26 protein-coding genes and 3 tRNA genes are annotated in these 24,991 nt (G+C 45.9%); 15 read left to right on the forward strand and 14 right to left on the reverse strand.

Features of this window, described 5'->3' with window-relative positions:
* Positions 1–187: 187 nt before the first annotated feature.
* Positions 188–277, reverse strand: a tRNA-Ser gene (locus VLG36_00230).
* 96 nt (positions 278–373) lie between these two features.
* On the opposite strand from VLG36_00230, the gene VLG36_00235 reads away from it, so the two are divergent.
* Both VLG36_00235 and VLG36_00240 read left to right on the forward strand, forming a co-directional pair.
* The gene (locus tag VLG36_00235) at positions 374–1,180 is read left to right on the forward strand and encodes an ABC transporter ATP-binding protein (protein HSW77211.1); all 807 of its coding nucleotides are present in this window, start codon (positions 374–376) and stop codon (positions 1,178–1,180) included.
* Positions 1,177–2,409, forward strand: a complete 1,233-nt coding sequence (locus tag VLG36_00240) for an ABC transporter permease (protein ID HSW77212.1) — start codon at positions 1,177–1,179, stop codon at positions 2,407–2,409. The genes VLG36_00235 and VLG36_00240 overlap by 4 nt, the downstream gene beginning before the upstream one ends.
* Positions 2,410–2,412: 3 nt before the next feature.
* On the opposite strand, the gene VLG36_00245 is transcribed toward VLG36_00240, so the two are convergent.
* A complete protein-coding gene (locus VLG36_00245; protein HSW77213.1) occupies positions 2,413–3,456 on the reverse strand; it encodes a bifunctional phosphoglucose/phosphomannose isomerase in 1,044 nt (347 codons plus the stop codon).
* A 114-nt stretch (positions 3,457–3,570) separates the two neighbouring features.
* Between VLG36_00245 and VLG36_00250 the strand changes: the two genes are divergently transcribed.
* Positions 3,571–4,080, forward strand: coding sequence for a hypothetical protein (locus VLG36_00250; protein ID HSW77214.1), 510 nt, complete (start codon positions 3,571–3,573; stop codon positions 4,078–4,080).
* A gap of 221 nt (positions 4,081–4,301) precedes the next feature.
* Positions 4,302–6,554 (forward strand): MMPL family transporter, encoded by a 2,253-nt coding sequence (locus VLG36_00255; GenBank protein HSW77215.1) that lies wholly within the window; start codon positions 4,302–4,304, stop codon positions 6,552–6,554.
* A 116-nt stretch (positions 6,555–6,670) separates the two neighbouring features.
* Here the strand turns inward: VLG36_00255 and VLG36_00260 are convergent, their stop codons facing one another.
* The 4 genes from VLG36_00260 to VLG36_00275 form a co-directional block, all read right to left on the reverse strand.
* Positions 6,671–7,093, reverse strand: a complete 423-nt coding sequence (locus VLG36_00260) for an SRPBCC family protein (GenBank protein ID HSW77216.1) — start codon at positions 7,091–7,093, stop codon at positions 6,671–6,673.
* A 549-nt stretch (positions 7,094–7,642) separates the two neighbouring features.
* Positions 7,643–9,289 carry a chaperonin GroEL gene (gene groL, locus VLG36_00265; protein ID HSW77217.1) on the reverse strand — a complete coding sequence of 549 codons (1,647 nt, stop codon included), beginning with the start codon at positions 9,287–9,289 and terminating at the stop codon, positions 7,643–7,645.
* Positions 9,290–9,358: 69 nt separating this feature from the next.
* Positions 9,359–9,622 carry a co-chaperone GroES gene (locus tag VLG36_00270; GenBank protein HSW77218.1) on the reverse strand — a complete coding sequence of 88 codons (264 nt, stop codon included), beginning with the start codon at positions 9,620–9,622 and terminating at the stop codon, positions 9,359–9,361.
* Between the two features lie 93 nt (positions 9,623–9,715).
* A complete protein-coding gene (locus VLG36_00275) occupies positions 9,716–10,153 on the reverse strand; it encodes a hypothetical protein (protein HSW77219.1) in 438 nt (145 codons plus the stop codon).
* Positions 10,154–10,265: 112 nt separating this feature from the next.
* Between VLG36_00275 and VLG36_00280 the strand changes: the two genes are divergently transcribed.
* Positions 10,266–11,306: a peptidoglycan bridge formation glycyltransferase FemA/FemB family protein gene (locus VLG36_00280; GenBank protein HSW77220.1), complete on the forward strand. Its 1,041-nt coding sequence runs from the start codon at positions 10,266–10,268 to the stop codon at positions 11,304–11,306.
* Here VLG36_00280 and VLG36_00285 read toward each other — a convergent pair whose 3' ends face one another.
* Entirely contained in the window at positions 11,307–12,596 is a 1,290-nt protein-coding gene (locus VLG36_00285) for a UDP-N-acetylmuramoyl-L-alanyl-D-glutamate--2,6-diaminopimelate ligase (protein HSW77221.1), read from the reverse strand. It lies immediately after the preceding gene.
* Between the two features lie 92 nt (positions 12,597–12,688).
* Here VLG36_00285 and VLG36_00290 point away from each other — a divergent pair, with 92 nt between their 5' ends.
* From VLG36_00290 to tsaD, 5 genes are read left to right on the forward strand one after another with little or no spacing between them, the layout of a single operon-like run.
* Complete coding sequence (locus tag VLG36_00290; GenBank protein HSW77222.1) at positions 12,689–13,858, forward strand: polymer-forming cytoskeletal protein; 1,170 nt, start codon at positions 12,689–12,691, stop codon at positions 13,856–13,858.
* A 1-nt stretch (position 13,859) separates the two neighbouring features.
* Positions 13,860–14,255: a cupredoxin domain-containing protein gene (locus VLG36_00295; protein ID HSW77223.1), complete on the forward strand. Its 396-nt coding sequence runs from the start codon at positions 13,860–13,862 to the stop codon at positions 14,253–14,255.
* Position 14,256: 1 nt separating this feature from the next.
* Complete coding sequence (locus tag VLG36_00300) at positions 14,257–14,637, forward strand: hypothetical protein (protein ID HSW77224.1); 381 nt, start codon at positions 14,257–14,259, stop codon at positions 14,635–14,637.
* Between the two features lie 36 nt (positions 14,638–14,673).
* Positions 14,674–15,237, forward strand: coding sequence for an L-threonylcarbamoyladenylate synthase (locus VLG36_00305; GenBank protein HSW77225.1), 564 nt, complete (start codon positions 14,674–14,676; stop codon positions 15,235–15,237).
* A gap of 43 nt (positions 15,238–15,280) precedes the next feature.
* The gene (gene tsaD, locus VLG36_00310; protein ID HSW77226.1) at positions 15,281–16,366 is read left to right on the forward strand and encodes a tRNA (adenosine(37)-N6)-threonylcarbamoyltransferase complex transferase subunit TsaD; all 1,086 of its coding nucleotides are present in this window, start codon (positions 15,281–15,283) and stop codon (positions 16,364–16,366) included.
* Between the two features lie 68 nt (positions 16,367–16,434).
* Here the strand turns inward: tsaD and VLG36_00315 are convergent, their stop codons facing one another.
* Entirely contained in the window at positions 16,435–17,412 is a 978-nt protein-coding gene (locus VLG36_00315) for a peptidoglycan bridge formation glycyltransferase FemA/FemB family protein (protein HSW77227.1), read from the reverse strand.
* A 158-nt stretch (positions 17,413–17,570) separates the two neighbouring features.
* On the opposite strand from VLG36_00315, the gene VLG36_00320 reads away from it, so the two are divergent.
* A complete protein-coding gene (locus VLG36_00320; protein ID HSW77228.1) occupies positions 17,571–20,120 on the forward strand; it encodes a valine--tRNA ligase in 2,550 nt (849 codons plus the stop codon).
* 14 nt (positions 20,121–20,134) lie between these two features.
* On the opposite strand, the gene VLG36_00325 is transcribed toward VLG36_00320, so the two are convergent.
* The 3 genes from VLG36_00325 to VLG36_00335 all read right to left on the reverse strand — a co-directional run bounded on the left by VLG36_00325 (position 20,135) and on the right by VLG36_00335 (position 21,393).
* Positions 20,135–20,467: a hypothetical protein gene (locus tag VLG36_00325; protein HSW77229.1), complete on the reverse strand. Its 333-nt coding sequence runs from the start codon at positions 20,465–20,467 to the stop codon at positions 20,135–20,137.
* Positions 20,468–20,542: 75 nt separating this feature from the next.
* Positions 20,543–21,001, reverse strand: a complete 459-nt coding sequence (locus VLG36_00330) for a 23S rRNA (pseudouridine(1915)-N(3))-methyltransferase RlmH (GenBank protein HSW77230.1) — start codon at positions 20,999–21,001, stop codon at positions 20,543–20,545.
* Positions 21,001–21,393: an HIT domain-containing protein gene (locus VLG36_00335; GenBank protein HSW77231.1), complete on the reverse strand. Its 393-nt coding sequence runs from the start codon at positions 21,391–21,393 to the stop codon at positions 21,001–21,003. The genes VLG36_00330 and VLG36_00335 overlap by 1 nt, the downstream gene beginning before the upstream one ends.
* A gap of 68 nt (positions 21,394–21,461) precedes the next feature.
* Here VLG36_00335 and VLG36_00340 point away from each other — a divergent pair.
* A tRNA-Ser gene (locus VLG36_00340) sits at positions 21,462–21,551 on the forward strand.
* Between the two features lie 12 nt (positions 21,552–21,563).
* The gene (locus VLG36_00345) at positions 21,564–21,932 is read left to right on the forward strand and encodes a DUF4190 domain-containing protein (GenBank protein ID HSW77232.1); all 369 of its coding nucleotides are present in this window, start codon (positions 21,564–21,566) and stop codon (positions 21,930–21,932) included.
* A 115-nt stretch (positions 21,933–22,047) separates the two neighbouring features.
* On the opposite strand, the gene VLG36_00350 is transcribed toward VLG36_00345, so the two are convergent.
* A tRNA-Arg gene (locus VLG36_00350) sits at positions 22,048–22,124 on the reverse strand.
* 127 nt (positions 22,125–22,251) lie between these two features.
* The gene (locus VLG36_00355; GenBank protein ID HSW77233.1) at positions 22,252–22,953 is read right to left on the reverse strand and encodes a hypothetical protein; all 702 of its coding nucleotides are present in this window, start codon (positions 22,951–22,953) and stop codon (positions 22,252–22,254) included.
* A gap of 181 nt (positions 22,954–23,134) precedes the next feature.
* Between VLG36_00355 and VLG36_00360 the strand changes: the two genes are divergently transcribed.
* Both VLG36_00360 and VLG36_00365 read left to right on the forward strand, forming a co-directional pair.
* Complete coding sequence (locus VLG36_00360) at positions 23,135–23,644, forward strand: hypothetical protein (protein HSW77234.1); 510 nt, start codon at positions 23,135–23,137, stop codon at positions 23,642–23,644.
* Positions 23,645–23,998: 354 nt separating this feature from the next.
* Positions 23,999–24,280 carry a hypothetical protein gene (locus VLG36_00365; GenBank protein ID HSW77235.1) on the forward strand — a complete coding sequence of 94 codons (282 nt, stop codon included), beginning with the start codon at positions 23,999–24,001 and terminating at the stop codon, positions 24,278–24,280.
* Between the two features lie 96 nt (positions 24,281–24,376).
* On the opposite strand, the gene VLG36_00370 is transcribed toward VLG36_00365, so the two are convergent.
* Positions 24,377–24,928 (reverse strand): NUDIX domain-containing protein, encoded by a 552-nt coding sequence (locus VLG36_00370; GenBank protein HSW77236.1) that lies wholly within the window; start codon positions 24,926–24,928, stop codon positions 24,377–24,379.
* Positions 24,929–24,991: the final 63 nt, after the last annotated feature.

Genomic DNA, 24,991 nt, shown 5'->3' on the forward strand with positions numbered 1-24,991 from the left:
CAACGCTATATATAGAAGTGAAAGTTATGAAACACTTAGCGATCACAGCCCTACCTACCTACTAACGCAACCCAGAGCCGATCGACAACACCGTACATTATGGAATTATCCTGCCTTCACCGACTAAGACACCTCCATTTCGTATATATATGAAAAAATGACCACTATATATGTGGTCATTTTTTCATGGCGGAGAGAACAGGATTCGAACCTGCGATACGGTTGCCCGCATACACGCTTTCCAAGCGTGCGCCTTCAGCCACTCGGCCATCTCTCCTAATACTTTCTATTTTACCAGATTATATCAGTTGTATAATTTACCGGCACTTATGGTTGCTTTTCTCTTTAAATCAAACCTATAATAAGACACAGAATGGCCAAAACGAAAACCCCGCCAGTTATAGAACTGAGAGGCCTTACCAAACGGTACGGATTGGGGGATGCCGAACAAACAGCGCTCGATGAAATTGATCTAGTCATTGAAAAAGGCGAATTCATCACCATAATGGGACCAAGCGGCTGCGGCAAAACCACACTTCTCAATATCATCGGATTACTCGACCGTGCAAACGGTGGCGAGTATTTTCTTGATGGAGTATCAGTAGAACGAATGAGCAGTGCTCGCCATGCCCGTGTGCGCAGCCAACAAATTGGAATTGTATTTCAAAGCTTCAATCTTATTAATCGGCTTTCTGTTATAGAAAATGTTGCCCTTCCCCTTGCCTACAAGGGTATGAGTCGTACTAAGAGACTACGCCAAGCGAGCGAAAGTCTCAAGAACTTCCACCTCTCAGAGCGTGAGTACTATATGCCATGGCAGCTTTCGGGCGGACAGATGCAGCGCGTAGCGATTGCCCGAGCCCTTGTAAACAATCCGTCTATTATTTTGGCAGACGAGCCAACCGGAAATCTAGATAGCCGTTCAAGCCATGTGATCATGGAAGAGTTATCCGACATTCATAAACGCGGCAATACTATTATTATGGTTACACACAACCCCGATCTCACCACATATGCCTCACGCGTGATTCACATGCTCGATGGCACAATAGACAGCGACACAAAGACGCCGATCGTTATTGAAAAACCAGCACCAAAGGTTTCAATGGGAAGTCGCCGAATCAAGACCGCCAAGTCTACTAAAAAATCAAAAACGAAAGCGAAAGCGAAGAAAAAATGAGTCGTCCATTATTTATTGAACATTTTCAAAACGCCTACCATTCGCTTCGTCTCACCAGAATGCGCACCGCACTCACGACGCTCGGTGTAGCTATAGGCGTTGCTAGCATTACGGTCATACTTTCGTTAAGCAGTGGCATTGCCCAAGTTATCTCACACCAAGTACAGGAACTCGGTGGCAACATAGCCGTTGTCCGTCCTGGCGTACAACATAATGACCTTGCGGGTTTTGCAAACCCTACAATCGAACAAAATTACACAACTAGTACTATTACCGAACAAGACCTGTCTGATATTAATCAGATTAATGGTGTTGATAAAGCAGCACCATTAATGGTTATAAACGGCACACTAAAATCTAAATCGAACACCGTAAAGCAAAGTACGATAGTCGCCACGACACCAGAGCTTGCTGATATCGCACAGCTGCCTATTGCCGATGGTCAGTTTATCGATAGCGTAACCAATAAAAATACTGCCGTTATTGGCAGCAAGCTCGCAGTAGATCTCTTTGGAACTGATCAACCTATTGGACAAAGCTTCACCACCAACGGGCAGCAGTTTACTATCATTGGCATCTTAAAGCCGATGAACAACCCTATCAACTACAATAATATAGATTTCGACCATACACTCATACTAAGCCTTGAGAGTGGAAAAACCTTCCACCAAGGTACGGCCCAAATTCAACAAATTGATGTTAGTGCAAAAAACAAAGATGACCTACCTCGTATCATTAACGACATTACCAGTAAAATGACGGGAAATCATCTTGGTGAGCAGGATTTCAGCGTGCTTTCTGGTCAACAAGTCTCTCAGCCTACAAATAGGTTTTTTATCGCACTCACCGTGGTTATGACCATTATTGCTAGTATCTCCTTGCTTGTAGGCGGCATAGGCATCATGAACATTATGCTCGTTGGCGTTGCCGAGCGTACTCGCGAAATTGGTCTTCGCAAGGCTGTAGGTGCTAGCAATGGTAATATCGTTATGCAGTTTCTAGTAGAGTCACTTATTATCAGTATCCTTGGTGGCATTTTAGGTTATATTGGCGGCTATTTGATTGCATTTATTATCAGTACATTTCTCACGTTTAACCCAGCCCTCACCTGGCAAATCGCCGTGGCAGCTCTCAGCACATCCATCGTAGTTGGGGTTATCTTTGGACTTTACCCTGCTCTTCGCGCAGCGCGCAAAGACCCCATCGAGTCTTTGCGACACTATCATTAGCTTTTAGTCGTCCAGTTGTTTTTTGAGTTTTTCAATAAGCTGTACAGGCGTTGGGTCGACGCCATTTAGTACCGCTACGTAAATACTTACAAAATCAGCCAAAATACTGCCCCATAGCATTTGAGCAATAACACTTTTGCCTTTCATTTTGATTTCCATAGCCTTAGGGCGTTGACCACTTAATAAGCGATCACTGATTTCAATACGCTTTAAGATGCGTGGGTGTTCAAATTCACTTACAAGATCAAATATGGCGAACGGCTTTTCTACAGGGTGCGAAGTCCATCCAATAAACTCGTTGTGATTAAATTCGGGATACTCGTTCCAAAATGAAACATTTTTAGCATTTTCGTTCCAACTAATCTTCCACTTGTAGGCAACGGGCGACATAAGACTACCGGCATAAAATACTGGGGTTTTACCGACACTCATAAGAGCAAGCTGCTTGGCATAGTTTTTATCAGTCGTAGCGCCACTGACCCAGTTCAAGGTCTCTTCGCCAAGCCAGTCAGCACAATCCGCAATCTCGGCAAAACGATCAAAGGTTGTAACACCAAAATGGGCCAATATTGCGATGAGGGCACGGAGATTATAGATAACAGCCATCCGTGGTTGAAAGTTTGCCGGTAAAGACACGTTCGCAATCGAGTTGTCACTCGCAATCTTTTGAAGTTTACCACCAGAGGCGATGATAGCGACTTGGGCAGATTTGGCTCGAGCGGCTTCAAGACCGGCAAGTGTCTCCTCGGTGTTACCCGAGTAGCTACTAGCAATTACCAGCGTATTGTAATTTACATACTCTGGAATATCGTAGGTACGAATTACTTCAAATGGAATGGTAAATTCACTCTTAAGCCACGATTTAGCCAAGAGTGCCGCTAAAGCAGAGCCGCCCATACCTACGACTACAACGTGGTCAATCTGTCGGCCATCATGATCAGGATGCAAAACCTCGACTGCAAACCTTGCCTGCTCAAATTGAGAGGCTGCGATCCCTAACGCATCCTCAGGATCGCGTTGTTTTAAAACATTATTATCATCCAACATGCCGAATGCACCCCCTACTTTTAACCCTTAACGGATTCATTTTCTTTACTCATCTGCTCCTATTATGATACAGTATTTAGTAAAGAAGCATAAGTAGTAATATTAGAGGTGGGCATGGATATTCAACCAACAAGTCAGCAACCAATTAGCGACGACCAAGAGCTAGCTAAAGTGCTCGCTGGCGTCAATCAACAAGCCGAGGAAGCCGCTGCAGCGCCAGTTGCTAGCGACACGCCAATAGAGCCTATTGCACCTCTTCCCGACCCCATGACAGTGCCACCAGCGCCAATTGAGGAGCCGGAACCTGCCAGTACGATGCCCGTTCCAATGTCAGCACCCGCTCCAGTTGTCATGCCAAGTGTGCCAGCCATTCCTAGTGACCTTGAAACAATCAAGCAAGACGCCCTAAGCGAACTTCGTCCTCTTGTCGACAAGCTTAATGTTTCACCTGAAGAAAAGTTCGATACATACTTGCTCTTACTTCGTTCTACAGATGATCAAGCCCTTATCGCTCCAGCACACGAGGCTGCACGCAACATCGCTGATGAGGCTCGTCGTGCACAGGCACTTCTCGACGTCATTAAAGAGATTGATTACCTCTCTAACCCGCCTCAGAACGCGTAGCATCTCGTACTTTCGACTTACATAGAACCACAGTCTTGCTTAAACTTTAGCTCACTAGATTCGACGGTTAGGATACTAGAGCAACCTCTCACCTTTTGTTTTTACAAGTTGGCCGGTTGCTCTTTTTGTTCGTCTATCGTCTTATCGCGTAGTAGCCTATAATAGCGATGGTTTCCAAAGACAACAATAGACTTTGTACGTAACATAAAGGAGATATCTAATTGTTTAAAATCCTCGGCCTCCATCGTAGACGTAATGCAGGCATTATTCTTATTCTTGCCATGATATTCATAGTCGTGTCATTTACCTATGGATTGAGCGTAACAAGTAAGCTCAGTAACGGAGGTTTCGAAAGTTCCACCTCAGAATCAACAAAAGCTCTTGCGACAATCAACCAGCAATTTAGTAAGAGTCAATCGTCCATGATCATTCTGTTCAGCGGTGGTCATATTGGATCAACGACGAGCGGTACCTACCAGGCAGAGGTAGAGCAATCACTCATCACGCTTAAGTCCGACAGCAACGTTACGTCTATGGAAAGTTACTACACAACAGGAAGTCCAGCGTTTCTTTCCAAAGATCAGCAGAGTACCTACGTACTTGTTGGATTAAAGGGAGATGATAACCACCAGGCAAGTGAAGCTGCCATTTTGCAAGACAAAATAAAGAGCGATAGACTTGATATTTCGTTCGGTGGTAAGGCTATCATCAATAATGCGATTACACAGCAGATCAATAAAGACCTTAAGGTATCTGAGGTCGTCTCTTTCACGATACTTGCTGTACTATTAGTTATTGTTTTTCGTGGAGTTATTGCAGCTCTCGTTCCATTACTCCTTGGTGGATTTGCAATACTTGGTGCATTTCTTGCCTTAAGAATTCTCGTTGATTTTACCTCAATCGTTACTTATGCGTTGAATATTGTAACGTTAGTAGGTCTTGGACTGGCTGTTGATTATTCGCTCCTCATTGTGAGTCGTTTTCGTGAAGAGATGCATATACACAAGAACGATACGTCAAAAGCTCTGGCTATCACGATGCATACTGCTGGACGAACCGTTTTCTTTAGCGGACTAACAGTTATCATGAGTCTTCTTGGACTACTCGTCTTCCCTCTCGACTTTTTGCGAAGTATGGGACTTGCAAGCGCATCAACTGTTATTGTTGCTATGCTCGCCGCACTCGTTGTGCTGCCGGCTCTCTTACGTTTACTTGGCCGACGTATTAACTGGCTTTCATTTGGATCAGCACGTCGAGTTGATCGAGCTGCTAGTAGAGGTGAGCGGATCGAGGATAAAGTCAGTATATGGTATAAGACGGGTAAATTCTTTATGGGGAGGCCGATTGTAACTGCAGTCGCCGCTATTGCTATTTTGCTATTTGCGGGTGCTCCATTCCTTCATATCAAACCCTCACTACCCGACTATAAGGTGCTGCCGACTGACAGCTCCGTTCGCCAAGTGAGCGAACGTTTAGATCAAGATTTTAGCTTTAGCTCATCACCAATCACGATCGTCTACACGACGAACGGTTCTCCTGTGAGTGAAGCCAACATAGCCTCTTTATACGGATACGTGCAGAAATTACAAGGGTTGGCCGGCGTAAATAGCGTAAATAGCGTTATGAACATTCCTCATGTAACTAATCTCGGTCAATACCAGGCTATGTATTCGAATTTTGAAAGTAATAGTGAGATGCAAGGTCGAACCGCCTCTGAACTCCATGGCGACACGGCGCTCATTGCCGTTAACCAAAGTTTTGACGCCGACTCACAAGAAGCGCGAGATTTGGTTGCAACAATTCGTAAGGTTTCACAACCTAGCGACGCGGTAATACAAGTGGGCGGCCAATCTGCCGCACTAGCTGATCAACTCTCGATTATTGGCACATATGCGCCATACGGATTATTGATTATAGCAGGTACACTCTTCGTACTTCTCTTCCTTATGCTTGGAAGTATCGTCATCCCTATCAAGGCACTTATCCAAAACTTCTTATCTTTAACAGCATCGTTTGGTGCACTGGTTTGGATTTTTCAAGACGGTCACTTAGCAAATGCGTTGCACTTAACAGCCGTCGGCTCAATAGATGCGACACAGCCAGTCCTTATCTTTGCTGTTGCGTTTGGTCTGTCTATGGACTATTCAGTCTTCCTCTATAGTCGTATTAAAGAGCAATATGACAAACTTCATGACACTGAGGAAGCAGTACTTGCTGGATTACAAAAAACTGGCTCGATTATTACCTCCGCCGCTATTCTCCTTTTCGTTGTAGTTGCCGCTTTTGCTACATCGAGAATCGCTGTTTTGCAGGAAATTGGGGTAGGGCTTGCTATCGCCATACTAATTGATGCGTTTCTTGTACGTATGGCTCTCGTCCCAGCTCTCATGCGAATCCTTGGTGTATACAACTGGTGGGCACCAAAGTTTCTTAAAAGCCTACACGAGAAGCTCGGGCTGAGTGAGAATTCATAACACTATTGGAATTGCGAGCCTACGTCCCCTACATGCATTCCTGCCATCATAACAGCGATGCAGCACTATATAATAATAGGCTCAGGCGCTTTGACGAAGCTTTTTCAGCCTAAATACTAACCCTCTACCACCTTTTTCAGGTTCGTAAGAATCATGCTCCATACACCAAGAGACTTATCTCGTGCTTCTACAGAAGGGAGGTTTTCTTCATGGATGGCCACCGTTGTTCCCCCCTCTCTTCCCGACAAAATAAACTGAACAAGTTCATAATTTTCAGGCACATCCGCCTGTCCTGTTCGTGAGCTAAAGTGCGTATACGAAAGCAGCTTATTCACTTCTATCTTCTGAATTATTCCTTTGTCTTCGTAAGCCTTGCCCTCCCACTCGCCTCGAAACATAATGGGGCTGCCGACTTTCCAGTCTGATTCCACGTTGGTACCGAAGAACCATTTTTTTACGATTATCGGATCGGTGATCGCTTGCCATACTTCGCTACTTGGAGCATCTATCTCTATAAAGGCATCTGACGTTATATTCATATTTATTTTCTCCTGACTCTTAGAGTAAAAAATGGATTTGCAAAATAGCTATTTACCATAATAGCCACGGACTTAGACCAATGCAACAGACATGATTCAAATCAGAGAGATACTCTGAATGTGGAGCACTGCTGTCGAACAGCATTCGCGCCTCTATTATACGGCGCGTAATCAAAGACTAGTCTTATGACACGAAGTAATACTTTCGTAAATCATTGCCATAACATATTATTTATTTTATAATAAAACGCCGGAACAAGGCGCCTGAGACCGATTGGACAGACGTGAGTAAGCTCGATCAGTACAAGAAGTTCATCAGCGCTGCTACGGCAGGCACGCAGGTGGTGGCGGCTCGGTTCGTCGCACCTGGCTTCCGAGCCACACTGGATCGTCACTGACATGGGTCACACGCTGAACCAGATGCACTGACGTCGGTCTGAGGCCGCGGGGTTGCCATACCGGCTTCCCCGCGGCCGATCTCACACCAAGCGAGTTTATCTAAAAACAGATCCCTGTTTGGGATCTGTTTTTTGTTTATTCGTCAACGATCTACATCATTCCCATGCCAGGCATACCACCGCCCATTGCAGCGGGAGCTTCAGACTCTGGCACATCCACCACTAGCGCACCCATAGTAGCTGCTGTCGAGGCAATAGAAACAGCATTTTGGACAGCTTCCTTAGTAACGCGAGCGGGGTCGATAACCCCCTCTTTCTTTACATCAATCAAACCTTTTTCAGGAGCATTTACGTTAACACCAAAGCCTGGCTTAGCTGACTCTACCTGAGCAAGTAGAGCCTCGCTATTAAGACCTGCATTAGCCATGATCTGAAGGAATGGCTGCTTGAGTGCATTCTTGAGGATTTGACGTCCAGCACTGATACTATCGGCACCATCAGCAACAATCCCCATAGAAAGGTTAACGAGTGTCACACCACCACCAGCTACAATTCCTTCGGCAAGTGCTGCTTTTGTTGCAGCAACAGCATCATCGACACGGAACTTCTTTTCATCGATTTCAGTTTCACTGGCACCACCAACTTTAATAACAGCAACCTTACCGCTTAGCGCTGCTGCGCGCTTTTCGTACTGTTCTTTGTCGTATTCACTTGAGGCATTCTCAGCCTGGGTGTGAATTTGCGCGATACGTGCTTTTACTTCTTTTGCGTCGCCAGCACCCTCAATAATGGTCGTTTCGTCTTTACCAACGATCACCTTGCGAGCACTACCAAGCACATCGAGTTCAGCACTTTCAAATGTAATACCCCGATCCTCGCTAATAACTGTTGCACCTGTTAGAATCGCGATATCTTCGAGGATTTCTTTGCGGCGGTCGCCAAAAGCTGGAGCCTTAACGGCTACAGTATTAAAGACACCCTTCAGCTTGTTGAGTACAAGCACGCTTAGCGCCTCGCCTTCAATGTCATCGGCAATAAGAACAAGGTCTTTCTTACCTGCCTGCGCGAGTTTTTCAAGCATCGGCAAGAACTCTTGTACGCTTGAGATCTTTTTATCAGTAATAAGAACTGCTGGTTTCTCATATACAGCTTCTTGACGGTTCATGTCGGTCGCAAAAAGCGCACTGACAAATCCACGATCAAGACTGAAGCCTTCTACGACTTCAGCTTCCATCTCTAGACCCTGGCCAGCCTCTACCGTTACCACGCCATCTTTACCAATCTTAGCAATCACGTCGGCAATAAGCTTACCGATACTAGCATCGCCAGCACTGATCGTCGCAACTTCAGCGACGCGGTCTTTTTTGCCTTCAATGCTCTCCGCCAATGCGTCAAGCTGTTTTACAATCTCGCTGCCTGCAGCCTCAATACCCTTACGAAGCTCTTGCGGGTTGTGGCCAGCTGCAATCAGACGGTTTGCTTCTTTAAGGATGTTATAGATAAGAACGGTCACAGTAGTTGTTCCGTCACCTGCCACCTTATTAAGCTTGCTCGCAGCCTGCTTAATAAGTTCTGCACCTACTTTGTAGCCAAGCGTTTCATCATCATTCTCTGGCAGATCAACACTTTCAGCGACCGTCACGCCGTCATGCGTTACTGTTGGACCACCGTAACCTTTAGCGATAACAACATTGCGACCCTTTGGCCCGTAGGTTACTTTTACTGCATCATAGAGCGCTTTCGCTCCGCCAAGTACGCGAGCGCGCGCATCTTCATCGTAAAAAACTTTTTTAGCCATTTCTACTCCTCTTACTTTTATTCACAAAAACCTCACTATATAGATTTAGTTCGATTCTCTTAATATTCGTTAAACAGTAGCTAGTACGTCTTCCTCTTTAACAATCAGATATTCAGTACCATCAATTTTAAGCTCAGTGGTTGAATATTCTTTGTAGATGATTTTATCGCCTACTTTTATACCTTTGACATCCGGCCCGACAGCTTTAACTTCAGCCATGACCGGTTTCTCTTTTGCGTTATCTGGTAGATAAATACCACTTGCCGTTTGCGTCTTTGCAACTTCTCGAACCGAAACGACACGATCCGCCAGAGGTTTAATAGGTGTACTCATGAAATTTCCTCCGTTTTACTTACGTAACTTCATTGTAAATAAAAAAATTAGCACTTGCAAGCAGCGAGTGCTAATTTTTTGTTGTTTTATCTTCTATGCAATCTTCAACAGTTCGCCTTTGGTAGCAGCTGGAACGAAGTTACCAGCCAAAACAACATCGCGAATTCGCTTAAGACCGTTTTCCAGGTCAATCAGTTTAGCATCTTCACGGTAGAGTTCGATTGTATTAACTTTTTCAAGATCATCATAACCCACAACTGCAGCTCCAGAAAGCCCGCCCGTAGAAATGTATGTTTTAGCGGCTTCTCGGTCGCCGGCACCACCATCCACCACGCTTCTACCCTGAAGACGTAAACCTTCAACAACAGCATCAGCAATATGTTTTTGGTTTGGCTGGTAAACAACCACGACGTTTCCGATAGTTGGGAGCCAGTCGGCAAGTGCCTTACCAACATTCCAAGCGCACTCAACTGTGAGGCCCGTCTCTTCTGTACCGCGAATATCGTATGCACTTATCAGTTCTTCACTCATTTGTATCTAGTGTGTAGCATTTCAAATAGAAAAACAACCCCAACTCTACAATTTAGCGCAGCTTTATGCTGGTTAGTTTTCTTGTTTTCATACATCTTGTACAATACAGGTAATGACCATACATTTCGCCTCACCAGACCAAATTGAAGATTGGGATGCACATATTCTCTCAAACCCAGATCATGGCAACGTGTTCCAGAGTTATGAATTTGCACAGCAAAAGAGACTCGGTAGATGGACACCCCGTTTTATCATGGCTGGTAACACTGCTATTACCGTACTAGAGAAACGTCCGTTTGGATTTTCGAAGTTATGGTATCTACCTAAAGGCCCGGGCGTTTCAACCATCCGACAGCTGGACGACCTTCTGCCTGCACTTAGAAACTTCGCGCAAAAAAATGGGGTATTTGCCATCAAAATAGAGCCGGAGCTCCTGAAAAAAGAAGAGACGCTCGCAGATCTTATGAAGCTAGGTCTAAAGCGCGTGCGTCCAATCCAGCCAAACTTCTCTACTGTTACGCTTGATATTTCGCCAGATCTAGACACAGTTATGGCTCACCTCAACCAAAAGGGTCGCCACGCCATTCACCGTGCTGAACGCGACGGTGTCATTACAAAACGTGTCGAGGCTACTGATGAAAATTGCGACATCATGTATAACTTGCTCGCCGAAACGGCCGCTGATTCGTTTAACATACGTGACAAGGAATATTATATTCGCTTTTGGAAGCGATATGCCGAAGCTAATCTTGGACAATTATTTTTTGCTTATTTTGAGAATAAACCGGTTGCCGGCGCGTTCGCTCTTATATTCGGTAAAAAAAGCACCTATAAAGATGGGGCCTCGGTGCGAGAACGTACCGCCTATGGTGCGAGCCACCTCTTGCAGTGGGAAGTTATTACATGGGCAAAAGAGCGCGGAGCGATTATTCACGATCTTTGTGGCGCTCCACCATCTAGTCAAATCAATAACTCCGATCACCCGCACTATGGCATAGGACGATTTAAGACAAGTTTCAATAAAGAAGTTACTGATTACATTGGCGCTTACGATGTAGTTATTAACCCAACGCTCTACTCACTCTGGGAGAAGCTAGGCGAACGAGTTGCACTTCGCCTTCACTACACACTTCACCACGACAGTTATTACTAGTTATTTTTTAGCCATGATTTCACGTACCACGTCACCGTCATTCCATGGAAGACGTTCACCATTCACAATACGGAATTGTTCATGGCCCATACCCGTAATAAGCACCGTGTCGCCCTTCATAGCGATCGAAAGCGCCTTGGCAATTGCCTCGCGTCGGTCACCCAACTCCGTGAGTTTAATCGATCCACCAGCTTGTTCTACACCCTCACGAACCTGATCGCGAATTGATTGTGGATCTTCGCTATAACTTTCATCGTCCGTCAGGACGATCCTGTCTGCATACTTTGCTGCGATCCCACCCATAATTGGTCGTTTTCCCTTATCCCGATCACCTGTTGCACCGAACACCAATATAATACGGTTTTTGGTAATGGTTTTTGCCGACTCAAGCAACTTATCAAGCGCATCGGGTGTATGAGCGTAATCAACGATAACATCGAACCCTTTACCCTCTACGACGCGCTCAAAACGTCCAGGCACACCCTCTAGATTGGCGATACCTTCAACAATGTCATTAACACTCACCCCGAGCAGGTAGGCCGCAGAAGCCGCCGCTGTCATGTTGTAGATATTGAACTTACCAGGAAGTGCTGTCGCCAGCTCAATTTTAGTCTGATGATCGATAACAATCGTTGCCTCACTACCTTTTTTGTAAAGTTTTGTGCGGTCGATTCTCGCCTCCGCCTCTTGGTTCTCGCCATAGGTGATCTTCTGAGCCGATGCTTTGTATTTGTCAAAAAAATCAAACCATTCGTCGTCACGGTTTAACACAATGAACTTTGGATCGCTCGCAAATAAAATACCTTTTGCCCTGGCGTAGTTTTCCATTGTCTTGTGATAGTCCAAATGATCTTGCGTTAGATTCGTCATAACCGCCACTTCAATAGGCACTGTAGAGAGTTTGTGCTGTTGTAGCGCATGACTGGTTATTTCTAGTACTACATAGTCAACCTTGTCTTTCTTTGCATCACGGAAAAACTGTTGCATACGCTCAGTAGTGGCTACAGTCGCATTAAGATCATTAATGTTGCGCTTACCAGAGACCTCAATAATAGCTGTCGTAAACATTGCTGTCTTATAACCAGCTTCTTTTAAGATCTCATTTAAGTAATTACATGTGGTAGTTTTACCATTCGTGCCTGTCACGGCAATAACCTTGAGGTTCTTTGCTGGATAACCGTACTTTGCACTAATAAGTTGCACGCGCCCTCGACGATACACCTCTTCTAACCCTCGGATTGCTGTCTCCGGCAGTAATTTTCTTACCCCTTTTACCACCTGTTGTTTCATATTCTCATTTTAGCACCGTCTAGCTATAATCATTGTCACAATATCTACAACGCGTATATACTAAAATCATAAACATAGGGGGTCACACGTATATGAAAAAAGTAAGAATCATACTTTTTGCGCTTCTGCTTGGGGTTGTTCCGCTACTCGCATTCGCCGGAACGTCCTACGCAGCAGATTTTATAAACGGTAATAACGTTATAGTTCAGAAGAACGAAACAATTGACCATACGCTATTCATTGCGGGTAATAATGTAGAGGTAGACGGAACTGTCAATGGTGACGTCTTCTGTGCTGGTCAAAATATTACCATTAACGCAACGGTGAACGGTGATGTTATCTGCGGTGGCATGAACATAGAGATAGGTGGCACAGTAAGCGGCAGTGTGCGCGCAGCTGGGCAGGTAGTCACTCTTACAGGCTCTATTGCCCACAATGCTAGTCTTGTCGGTAATACCGTCAAGGTAGATGCGAGTAGTAAAGTAGGAGAAGACCTTCAAACCGCTGGTAATATTTCGACCATAAATGGAGCGGTTATGCGTGATGTTGATGCTGCCGGCAACACCGTTAATCTTAATGGTGTTATTGGTCGCGACATACAAGCCTACACCGATGACCTTCAGTTGCAATCTAATGCAAAGATTGGCGGCGGTGTTACCTATTATAGTCACAACCAACTCACAAAGGCTACCGATGCATCCGTCATTGGTGCAATAACTCAAAAACAGCCACAGGAACGACAAAAACAAACAGAGATGAATCCCGTTCCGGGCATTATCCTCTCGCTTGTCATGCTCCTTACGCTATCATTCACCCTCCTTGCCCTCTTCCCGCGCAAGCTTAAAAGCCTTACTGACCTGGCGCTCACTAAGCCTGGCACAACCATACTTATTGGCCTTGCTGCCTGTATTGGTGCGCCGGTCCTTATTATTGCCAGTTTTATGACTGTCATCGGTGTGTTTGTTGGGCTCACTCTTCTGTTTGCCTGGATAATCATTATGCTGATTAGTGGCGTGCTTGCCAGCTATTACACTGGCCGCCTAGTCTTTATGCGCTCAGCTCAGCACCCATTTGTTGTCATGCTAACGGGAGTACTGATTGTTTCGATTCTGCTTATTATTCCTATTGTGAATATCCTCACCATTATTGCGATCGGGCTTCTTGGCAGTGGCATGGTTATACGTCATATTTTTGCCACCACTTCCACGCCTCGCTACGAGACACTTAGTCACCCAACAAAACTACGAAAGAAGGCTCTATAGTATGAACAAAAAAATCATGTGGATCGTAGGAGCTATCATCGTCATCGCCTTAGCGTTAGGAGCATATATCGCCATGCAAAAGACCCCCACAACCTCTTCAAGTACAGCCAACTCCGGCAACCAAACAGCTGCGGCCACAATCACCTACAGTGCAAGTGGCTTTACGCCAAGTTCAACGACCGTTAAGTCGGGTGATATTGTCGCTGTTAAAAATACATCGTCACAGGAACTTCAAATGGACTCAGGTCCTCACCCCGCACACACCGACGATACTGACCTAAATATTGGTGCTGTTCCAATCGGTCAGACCGTCACCTTTACGGTCACTAAGAAAGGAACGTTCAGCTATCATAACCACCTAAACCCAAGCGATGAAGGTAGCATAACGATTCAATAATATGAAGACAACGTTCGACCAAAAAAGAATCGTCTCACTGATACTCAGAATCGGACTGGCGTTTGCGTTTTTCTACGCAAGCCTCGCAGCGTTTGTATCTCCAAATGACTGGATAGGATACCTACCTCAAGTTATCCGAAATATCGTTCCAGGTACAACTATCCTTCCTATTTTCTCGAGTCTTGAGCTAATTTTAGCCGTTTGGCTATTAAGTAGTTGGCGACTAACGTATGCAGCCCTTGTAGCAGCAGCCATGCTCGGGGGTATTGTTATCCTCGACCCAGCTCTCCTATCTATCACGTTCCGTGACGTCAGCCTCGTGTTTATGGCTATCGCACTCTACGCTCTTGAGCTTGAGCCCCAACCTTCTATCAAAAAATAGTGCCACCCCTGTTGTTTATGGTACGATAGAAAAATAATGAACGAGAAAATTGTATCTATCGACCAAGCAATAGACCTCCTTAACCAAGGTGCTGTAGGTGTTATGCCCACAGATACCGTTTACGGCGTCGTTTCAAGGGCGACCGATCAGTCAGCGGTAAGGAGAATGTATGCATTAAAGAGTCGGGAGCGAAAACCGGGAACGCTTATCGCCGCGACCACACGTCAGCTTCGATCACTTTCAGTTCCTCAGGTCGAAATCGACAAAGTAAAACGATGGTGGCCCAACCCTCTCAGTGCAGTACTTATCATGAATGGCAACGAGTATCTTCATCAGGGAGTAGGTGACATTGCTATGCGTGTTGTCGCCAATCCAGGAATAAAAAGGGTATTAGAGCAAACCGGCCCACTTATTACTTCAAGCGCTAATCTACCGGGTAAGCCCGGGGCAACTACTGTTGCCGAAGCGTATACCTATTTCGGCGATGCTGTTGATTTTTATGTTGACGGTGGTCGGATTGCCGACGCCCTACCCTCGACCATTATTCGTCCACGCGGAGACGTCATAGACATCCTGCGTCAAGGTTCCGTAACACTTTAGAACCACTTTACTTACACCTACGGGCGCTTTATACTGTTTCGAGATGAAAGTACTTGGCATCGAGAGCAGTTGTGATGAAACCGCTGCATCCATCGTTGAAGATGGACGCAGACTTCTTAGTAATGTCGTTAATTCGCAAATAGATATTCACGCCCACTACGGCGGGGTCATCCCTGAGATTGCCGCACGTAGCCATATCGAGGTTATAAACCCCGTCATTAACCAAGCACTTAGAGACGCTAGCCTTACTTGGGATGATATAGATGCTATTGCCGTTACCTACGCCCCAGGACTCGTCGGTTCGCTCCTTGTTGGCACCCTTGCCGCTCGCACGTTGGCCATTACAAAAAATAAACCGCTGTACCCCATCCACCATGTCGAAGGTCATGTGTACGCTAACTTTATCACTGAACAAACCGAACATCTTGGCCTCACTCTCCCATCTAAACAGCCCGAATTCCCTATGCTTGCACTTATCGTCAGTGGTGGACATTCACAACTCGTGCTATTTAAGGACCATGGTGACTATGAATTGCTTGGCCAAACTCAAGATGACGCCGTCGGTGAAGCTTTTGATAAAGTAGCTAAAATCATCGGTCTTCCCTACCCTGGCGGCCCGGCAATCGCAAGGCTCGCTCCTACAGGCAACGCACATAAATATCTTTTTCCAAAGGCACGTCTGCATAACCCATATGACTTTAGTTTTTCTGGCCTCAAAACAGCCGTTCTAAGGACTGTTCAACGTGAGGTAGGGGAAGATTACACTTTTCCCTCTCATGAGCTTCCTGCACGCTTAAATGACGTTCAGCGAGCGGATTTTGCAGCTAGTTTCCAGCATGTCGCGATTGAAACGCTTGTTGATAAGACAGAGAAGGCCTATGATGCATACTTGCCAAAGTCTGTTGTTATTGCAGGTGGAGTCGCAGCCAATCAAGAGCTGAGGTTGCAGTTGACCGCTCGCATTCCTATTTCCATCGAATATGCTCCAATGTCACTTTGTACTGATAATGCCGCGATGATCGCAACCCTCGGTTACTACTACGCACAGGTTAAAGAACCTGTAGATCCCTACGATTTTGAAGTGATTCCTAGCGTCTCCATGGCCAAGACAGCCTGGAATAAATCGTAGACTAAGTCCTAATAAAAAGAAAACCTTTCAATATATGAGGTTTCCTTTTTATATTCGTTGTTTAAAAATCAACGATTTTTAAGTTTTTGGAGTACTTTCTTGCCTGCCGGCAATGCTTTTGTCCATACCGAGTAAAGGGGTGAGAGCGGCTTGTCATAAGAACCCGCCAACATATCCTCATGCGAAGCAAAGCCTTGTTTAAAAGTGCTGACACCATCATTCAAGAGACCGTTGAAGTCGTAGCGCTCGATCCCCCACTTTTTCATCGTCTGGACTACGTGCCATTTGAGTGCATAGTTAGCACGTAGCTGCTGTCCATCATCATTCATACCACCATAAAGCTCGAACGCCGTTTCTTGACTAATGGCGAGCCATAAGAATGCGATCGGCTTCCCTTCAGAGAACGCTGCAAAGACAGGTGAAAAATCGTCCATTTTTTCGTAGATGTCATGATAATACTTATCACTATGAATACCGAAACCAGCACGCTCTGCAGTCTGTTTATAGATAGTTAGACATCCGTCAAGCTCTTCCCTATTCTTTACCCTACGCACATCAATAGACTCACTGCCCGATTTTCGAATATACTGTCGAGTCTTTTTGGCCATATCCGCGAGCAGCTCATCTTCTGTTTTGGTTAGGTCAAGAATAAGAGTACGTGGGATAAGAATCGTATTAGAAGTTTGGATCCACCCTTTCGCTGATGGCATCTTTTCCCAGTCGGGCTCCACAGAGATTGCTACAGCGCCATAAATATCTTTTACATATTCAGCCAAAGTATCAAGTACTACTTCCCTTACCTCTTCTGCTGCTACAGGCCCTCGGGGTACATATACTAATGCTTTAAATGGAAATGGAAGTTTACGAATCAACAACTGTGCCGCGCCAATGATCTTGTCGTCTTCCTTCACAAAGACTCTGCTTACCCGCCAGTTATGTGCCGCTTTTACTTCTCCCCACCCCCAAAGTTGGAGTGGATGGCCATTCCGTGTCAGGACTTCCTCGTCCCATTCTTCCTGTCGCTCGCAAGTGTCTACCGATGTCATATTCTCAATTATACACTGTAAAAATATGGTATACTGATAAGTGAAACAAACACGCGAGGAAAAACATTGGAGGACACAATATCCACGTTTTCACAAGAAAACGAAGGTTATAGTTTGTGCTCTTTTTTCACGTGTAAATATCAATCGAAAGCACCCTTATGAAGCTATCCAAGATCTACGACCCAAATCAATATGAGCCAAATATTTACGCTATGTGGGAAGAAGCGGATGCTTTTGCCCCAACAGGGAAGGGCGAGCCTTACAGTATCGTTATGCCGCCGCCAAATGCGAACGGGAACCTACACTTAGGACACGCACTTATGGGGGCGGTTGAGGACATTCTTATTCGCTATCACCGCATGACAGGTAAGGATGTTGCCTACATCCCAGGAGCCGATCATGCCGGTTTTGAAACTTGGGTTGTGTATGAGAGAGAACTCGCTAAAAAAGGTCAAAGTCGTTTCGACTTTTCACGCGAGCAGCTCTATAGCCAGGTATGGAACTTCGTCGAACAAAACAGAGGCAATATGGAGCTCCAACTACGAGCGCTAGGGGTAAGTGCCAGTTGGAAAGACCTCGTATTTACGCTCGATGAAAAAGTTATCGATACTGTCTTTGAAACATTCAAGAAGCTATGGGAAGAAAAGCTTATTTACCGTGGCGAACGGATTGTCAACTATTGTACCGTTCACCAAACAAGTTTTGCCGATATAGAGGTGGAGCACAAAAACGAAAAAGGTAAGCTCTGGAAGATTGCATACCCCATGATGGACAAGATCGGCGAAATCATCATCGCCACCACACGTCCTGAGACAATGTTCGGTGATGTTGCGATTGCTGTTCATCCAGACGACGCGCGCTACAAAGACCTGATAGGGAAGCACGTCATGCTTCCGCTTACTGACCGCGAGATTCCAATTATCGCTGACGAGTACGTCGACCCTACATTTGGCACAGGAGCCGTTAAGGTTACTCCTGCACATGACCCTAATGATTTTGAAATGGGGGAGCGCCATAAGCTAGAGCGTATCCAAGTCATCGACCACCAAGGTAAAATGATCAACACACCAGAACAGTTTATGGGTCTCGATATCGAAACCGCTCGTAAACGTGTCCTAGGCGCTCTAGAAGCTGCCGAACTTAGTCGCGGCGAAGAAGATATCGAACACGCCGTCGGTCACTGCTACAAGTGTGGCAGTATTATTCAACCATTTCTTAAAGACCAGTGGTTCCTATCCGTAAAACCGCTCGCTGCTCGTGCGATCGAAGCTGTTAAAAGTGGCGAAATCAACTTCACTCCAGCAACAAGGAAAGCTGCCCTGATTCAGTACTATGAAAGTCTCCGCGATTGGAACCTAAGTCGCCAGATTCCTTGGGGCATTCCGATCCCAGCCTTCCAAAACGTTAACGATCCTGACGATTGGATCTTTGACAATCGAGTCGATGAGAAAACTATCGTTGTAAATGATGCAACATACTTACGAGATGAAGACACATTCGATACATGGTTCTCTAGCGGCCAATGGCCATACATCACCACTGATTATCTCGCAAACGGTCCGATGTCCCGCTTTTACCCAAACAGCGTCATGGAAACAGGGCATGACATCCTATACGCCTGGGTTGCAAAGATGATAATGCTTGGCCTCTACCGCACTGGCAAGGCGCCATTTAAGGATGTCTACCTTCACGGCATGGTACTCGACCAACATGGTCAAAAAATGAGCAAAAGCAAGGGAAATGTTATCAACCCAATGGAACTCGTTGCAGAGTACGGCTCCGATGCTCTTCGCCTTGGTATTACCGCCTCAAGAAGTGCAGGTCAAAATCAGGCCTTTGCTACTAGTAAAGTAATGGCCGGCCGCAACTTCTGCAATAAGCTATGGAACATTGCTCGTTTCATCGAAGACAAACTAGGGGATAACTACCAGCCACGTGCTATCGAGCCTAAGAGCATGGCTGATCACTGGATTATACGTCAGCTTAATCAAGCAGCCGAAGAGACGGCGCAACAGATCGAGAGCTACCGTTTTGCCGAGGCAGGGGAGACGATTTACCACGCCGTCTGGGATGACGTTGCCGACTGGTTTATTGAGGCAAGTAAAATCGAAGAGAACCTCGATATGCTCGCCTACGTTCTCGATATCAGCCTTAAAATCGCTCATCCGTACGCTCCATTTGTCACCGAAACTATCTGGCAATCCCTCAGCTGGCATCAAGATCTACTCGTCACTACAGCGTGGCCTGACACGCATGCGTTTGATGATATCGCTGCTGCAGAGTTCTCACGCCTGCAAAACCTTGTCGTTGAAGCCCGTTACGTCATGAGTGAGCTACCTGGTAACGAGCGTTACGTTATGCTGTATCAAAATGATGCACTAGTAGCTGATAACGCTGCCTTAATTAAGCACCTGGCACGCCTTAAAGACATCCAGCCTATCGACACTCCACGCGGCCTACGTCTTGCAGCTTCTGGTCGCGAAGCCTGGCTCGATCTTAACGAGGAAACCCTTTACGAGCATCAGTCAAACCTCGAAACACGCCTTGCGGAGACTCGCGCTTTCGTAAACACTCTCGAAGGTCGCCTCGCAAACGAAAGCTACGTGAAAAAAGCTCCTGAACATCTTGTAGAAGAGTCGCGTAAACAACTCGAGATGAAAAAAGAACTGATCGACCGGCTCGAGGCCGAACTATCTGTCCTAAGCTAAGAGAAATCTCCCCCCTAAACCAGAGGGAGATTGTAGCTATCAAAGGGATGATAGCCGCGTGCGACGCGGTTTGGCAACATATGCTTCTTATCGTCACTTCGAGGTTGAATACGTGGGTTGGAACCCTGTAAATCGCGCACCGTCTGTGAAAATGTCATACGCTCCACGTGGGTGTGTGCGTCCCAGTTCATAAGTTTGTCGTTTGATGTTGCGTCGGCTACTATCTCAGCTGGAAGAGTAATAGCTGTCGTTGCAGCCCTGTCAACGCGTGTATCGTGCAGAAAGATACCACTCGCAGTAACGAGACTAATAACGACGGCAGAGATGTTGACAATATTGGAGATCATAAATGCTATATGTTTGTTTTTATTGAGATACATTCTCAATATAACATAAGTTTTATAGATTGTCAATTTGGTGTCCTATTCGTGATGGTACGGGTGGCCCGCTGCTATCTCCTGCGCTCTATAGAGCTGTTCAGTCAGTATAAGACGCACTAGCTGATGGGGGAAGACGAGAGGAGAAAGCGACCATACGACGTCTGCTCGATCGTGAACAGTTTCATCAACTCCATATGCACCCCCGATAATGATTACCACCGTTTTTGAAGTCTCTAGCGACTGTAGCAATAATCGGGCAAGGGCAGGGGAGTCAACTAGCTTGCCCCGCTCGTCGAGTAGTACAACATAATCGTCAGGTTTAAGGCGCGTCAGTATGCGCCCAGACTCGTCCTGACGCGCTACGAGACCCTCGCGAGCGGAGTGTGGCAAAAGTATCCATTCGGTTAAGAACGGACGCTTCAAACGCGTCTCATAGCGTGAGATTCCCGCCTCTACCCAAGGTTCGTGTTTTTTACCGATAGCGATAATTTTGATAGCCACTAAAACCGTATTTTCTCCGCCATAGCAGCCAACGCGACATGATCAGGCTCCGATTCCATATCCTGCACTTGTCTATATTCTGCCACTGCATTAAAGGGAATAAGCTGTACGTGGGCGTGTGGTACATCAATACCAACAATCTGCTCGCCAACATAGGTAGCACCCAGTACACTACGTAGCCGAAGAGCCACCCTTTTAGCCGTCTCCATCACAGCTGCGTAGTCTTCATCCGTGAGATCCCACACAAACTGAACCTGGGTCTTAGGTATTACAAGCGTGTGACCAGGGTTAATAGGATGGATATCTAAGAATGCAAAAGTCTTCTCGTCTTCATAGATTCTGTGCGAAGGAATTTCTCCTTTGACTATTCTGGTAAAAATTGAGTCTTCCATATCTCTAGTATACGACAGGCGTATTTTTCATTCTCTCCTCTGCTACATCTGGTATAATCGTATTGTCTGGAGAGATGCAAGAGTGGTTGAATTGGCCGCTCTCGAAAAGCGGTGAGCCGGCAACGGTTCCGAGGGTTCGAATCCCTCTCTCTCCGCCAGGAGGAATTATTATGACCGAACAAAAACAACATACCATCAGTACTGCTCAACCATCACAAGAAAGTGGTCTAGCCATTGCTTCGCTCGTCCTCGGAATTGTCTCTATGACAGGCCCAGGTTTGCTACTGGGCATACCGGCCATTATCACTGGCGCTCTTGCGCTCAAGCGAAAGCTAGCAGGACGCGGACTCGCGATCGCCGGCCTCGTTACTGGCATTATCAGCACCGTCCTCTCCCTTCTCTTTATCGCCTTCGTCGTGTTTATTATGATTTGGGGTATGATGCGTCCACAAGATTTTGCTGAACCACAAACGCCGAGCCAGCTACGGGACTCTTCCAACCAACAAGATACGCAACCTTTTGACAGCTCACGTACATAGGAAAAGAAATAATTTAGACGACTTCGCGCCGTAGTTACAGCCGTTTTCCAAAAATTTTATAAAACAGTAGCCGTCACCAAGAAAAAAGACCCATCAAACGATGAGTCTTTTTTCTTGGTACACCCGACAGGATTTGAACCTATGGCCTTCGGCTCCGCAAGCCGACGCTCTATCCAGCTGAGCTACGGGTGCAAAATGCGGTGTCACACACAAAAACGTGCATGGCGCCGCTTTTCGTGTAACTAGAAGGTGCTTTCGACTGCCCAAAAGAGCAGTGAACATCGGCTATTGTACCACGGCCCCCTCTAAAGAAGCAAGATTAGAGACGAAGTTTACGAATTATTCTATCGATAAGATCCAAGTGCAATTCTTGCATAGGCAGGCGAGCACCGAGCATATCTACGATGGCTTCGCCAGCTTCTTCCGGGAAGTACACTGAGACACCCGCACGAAAACGTTTTGTGGGAATGAGCATAACTGAATATTCCTGACCGTCATGAATCACACCGAAAGATTTAAACTCAGCAAAAGGGTAAAGCTTATCGTTAACATGAAGACCTTGGCGACTCAATGTGTAGTCGAGAAGCCGAGGAGGACGGTGTGAGTACACGAGTAACGCCGCGGCCATAACCGGCACTAGAATAGCAAACGAAATTGATTGCATCCAAAAGATAGCTACACCCATCAGCACAACTAGAACAATACTAAAAACAACGAACCAGCTGATGTCTTTTTCATGATGGATGTATTCGTGAGCCTGCCATCGTATCGGCTCCATTTCATCACTCTGTGGCGATTCAGTGGATTGAGAGTTCTGGACAGGATCGGAAGGAGTAGACATAGTAACGGGTTGCGCTGCGATTTGCTCGATGTTTGCCGGAGGTAACTCTTCTGGCGTTAAGGTAACGACAGGTTGTGTCTGTACAGGAGGTGGCACAGTAAGACCACTATTAACAGGAGGCTCCTGTGGGATAGTTTCATGTGGCTGCTGCCACTCTGAAGGATTCCGATCTGGTTGCATACGTTTAGTATAGCATGAGCATATTTAGTTCAATTATTTTTTGCTTTTTTGTTGAGCCTATTGAAATAGTTTCGTATGTCTTTTCGCAAAATTATAATATTCTGCCTCGTTAGTATATTTTTTGCTCATATCTGAATACATGATATAGTTGATAACACTCACGATAGAGGAGTGTGATCACATGCCCAGGAAGGTTGGGCTAGATGTCGGTGGCGTCCTGACGGACTCACAGAAGAACGACGGTACAGACACATCATTCCGTACCGACAATTTCATGAAGACAAGTTCCGTTCCGGGTTCGTTCGAGGCGGTCGCGACACTGGTGCGGTGGTACGGCGCTGAAAACATCTTCATCATATCCAAGTGTGGGGAGGTGATCGAGTATAAGACCCGTCTGTGGCTCGCAGGTAACGGATTCTTCTCTCAGACGGGTTTCCAGGAGTCGAATCTGAATTTCTGCCTCCACCGAGCCGACAAGGCTCCGATCGCTGCAAGGCTTGGTTTGACTGATTTCGTCGATGACCGCGCTGATGTCTTGGCGTACATGGATGGAATCGTTGATTTGAGATATCTCTTCGGCCCACAGGCCGAACTGTCGCAAACGACTGATCTGATCGTCACGCCGACATGGTCCGACACGCTTCGCGCAATGCGCGAAGGCGTGAGAAGACCGTTCAACCCATCAGTCTGAAGTAGGTGAATAACCGCCCGACTATATGGGTTGGGCGGTTATTCACTTTTAAGTATTTATACTATCTTGTTTTTGAGGACAAAAACTCGTATAAAGTCAAAAGAAAATAGGCCAGACAATGTGTCTGGTCTATTTTCTTGACGGGGGATCATCTACGAGGCTAGACGTGAGTTGCTTTCACGCTATACACAGTTTGCTATTATGGAGTGTCATGGACAAAACATCAGTAAGTAGAATTGACAGGCATGCGATTGGACTGATAGCTCTTTTAATAATTCAATATGCTCTTGGTATGGCAGCGAATCTTTTGTCCCATTCCCTGAAGGAAAATCAATTGGGCAAAACTGGGAATTTATGCATGGACAATGGCTTATTTGGGCACATCTGATAGTCGGTACGCTGATAGTTCTTGGTACAGTGTCACTTTATGTGCGAGCAATTAAGCTAAAAAGTAAACCGTGGAAGATAGCGGCTGGAATTGCAACTGGCGCAGTCGTGCTAGCTTGGTATTGTGGTGAAGAATTTATCTCAAGACAATTGGACATATATTCTTACGCGATGTCGCTTTTATTTATTATTGCCTTCGTATCGCTTGGGTCGGGAATCTACAAAAATAACACAAAGTCCAAACACTGAAATTTGCGACTTATACGTAAAACAAAAACATCACGTTTCACATAGTACTTATGCTTGGCAGGAGATTATTATCTATGAGGTTAGAAGGAGGTTAGTCTAATACCGAGCTTCGAGCAGCTTCCTAGTCCCCTGGACTAAGTCTCTTCCAACCCTGTCAGTAAGTACCGTTGCGAACTTACCAGGCTCCGAGCCAAGTTGTTTCTCTAATTCTTCAATCGATAGTTTGACGAAGCCAGCTCCATCTGTATCCTCAACCTTAAGTTTATTAACGCTTCCGTCAAACCTGTAGGCGAAGAGTCCTCGCATTGCATTGCTCAAATACGCACCTTGAACATAGTCAACCCTCACGACACCCAAGCTCACCAAATCACTCGATTCAACCTCTACGCCAGACTCCTCAAGAGTTTCTCTAGCTGCGGCCTCAAGATAGTCCTGACCACTTGCAACATGACCACTAACTGTAGTGGTCAGTTTTCCTGCATCATTCTTTTTTGTATCACTTCGTTTTTGCAGAATAATCTCTCCGTTCGGCGTATAGAAACATACGTACACTAAACGACACACCAATCCTAAACGATGAACCTCGTCTCGTTCGGCTTGTCCTATGACCTCGTCATACTCATTCACTACATCAAGTATTTCGCTCATAAAGCTCAGTATACCAAAAAGACGATCGCATTAGTCGTCTACTTGGCTTGGCGGGGAATTGTC

The sequence above is a fragment of the Candidatus Chromulinivoraceae bacterium genome, from assembly GCA_035478595.1.
Classification (GTDB): Bacteria; Patescibacteriota; Saccharimonadia; order Saccharimonadales; family Saccharimonadaceae; genus CAMLKC01.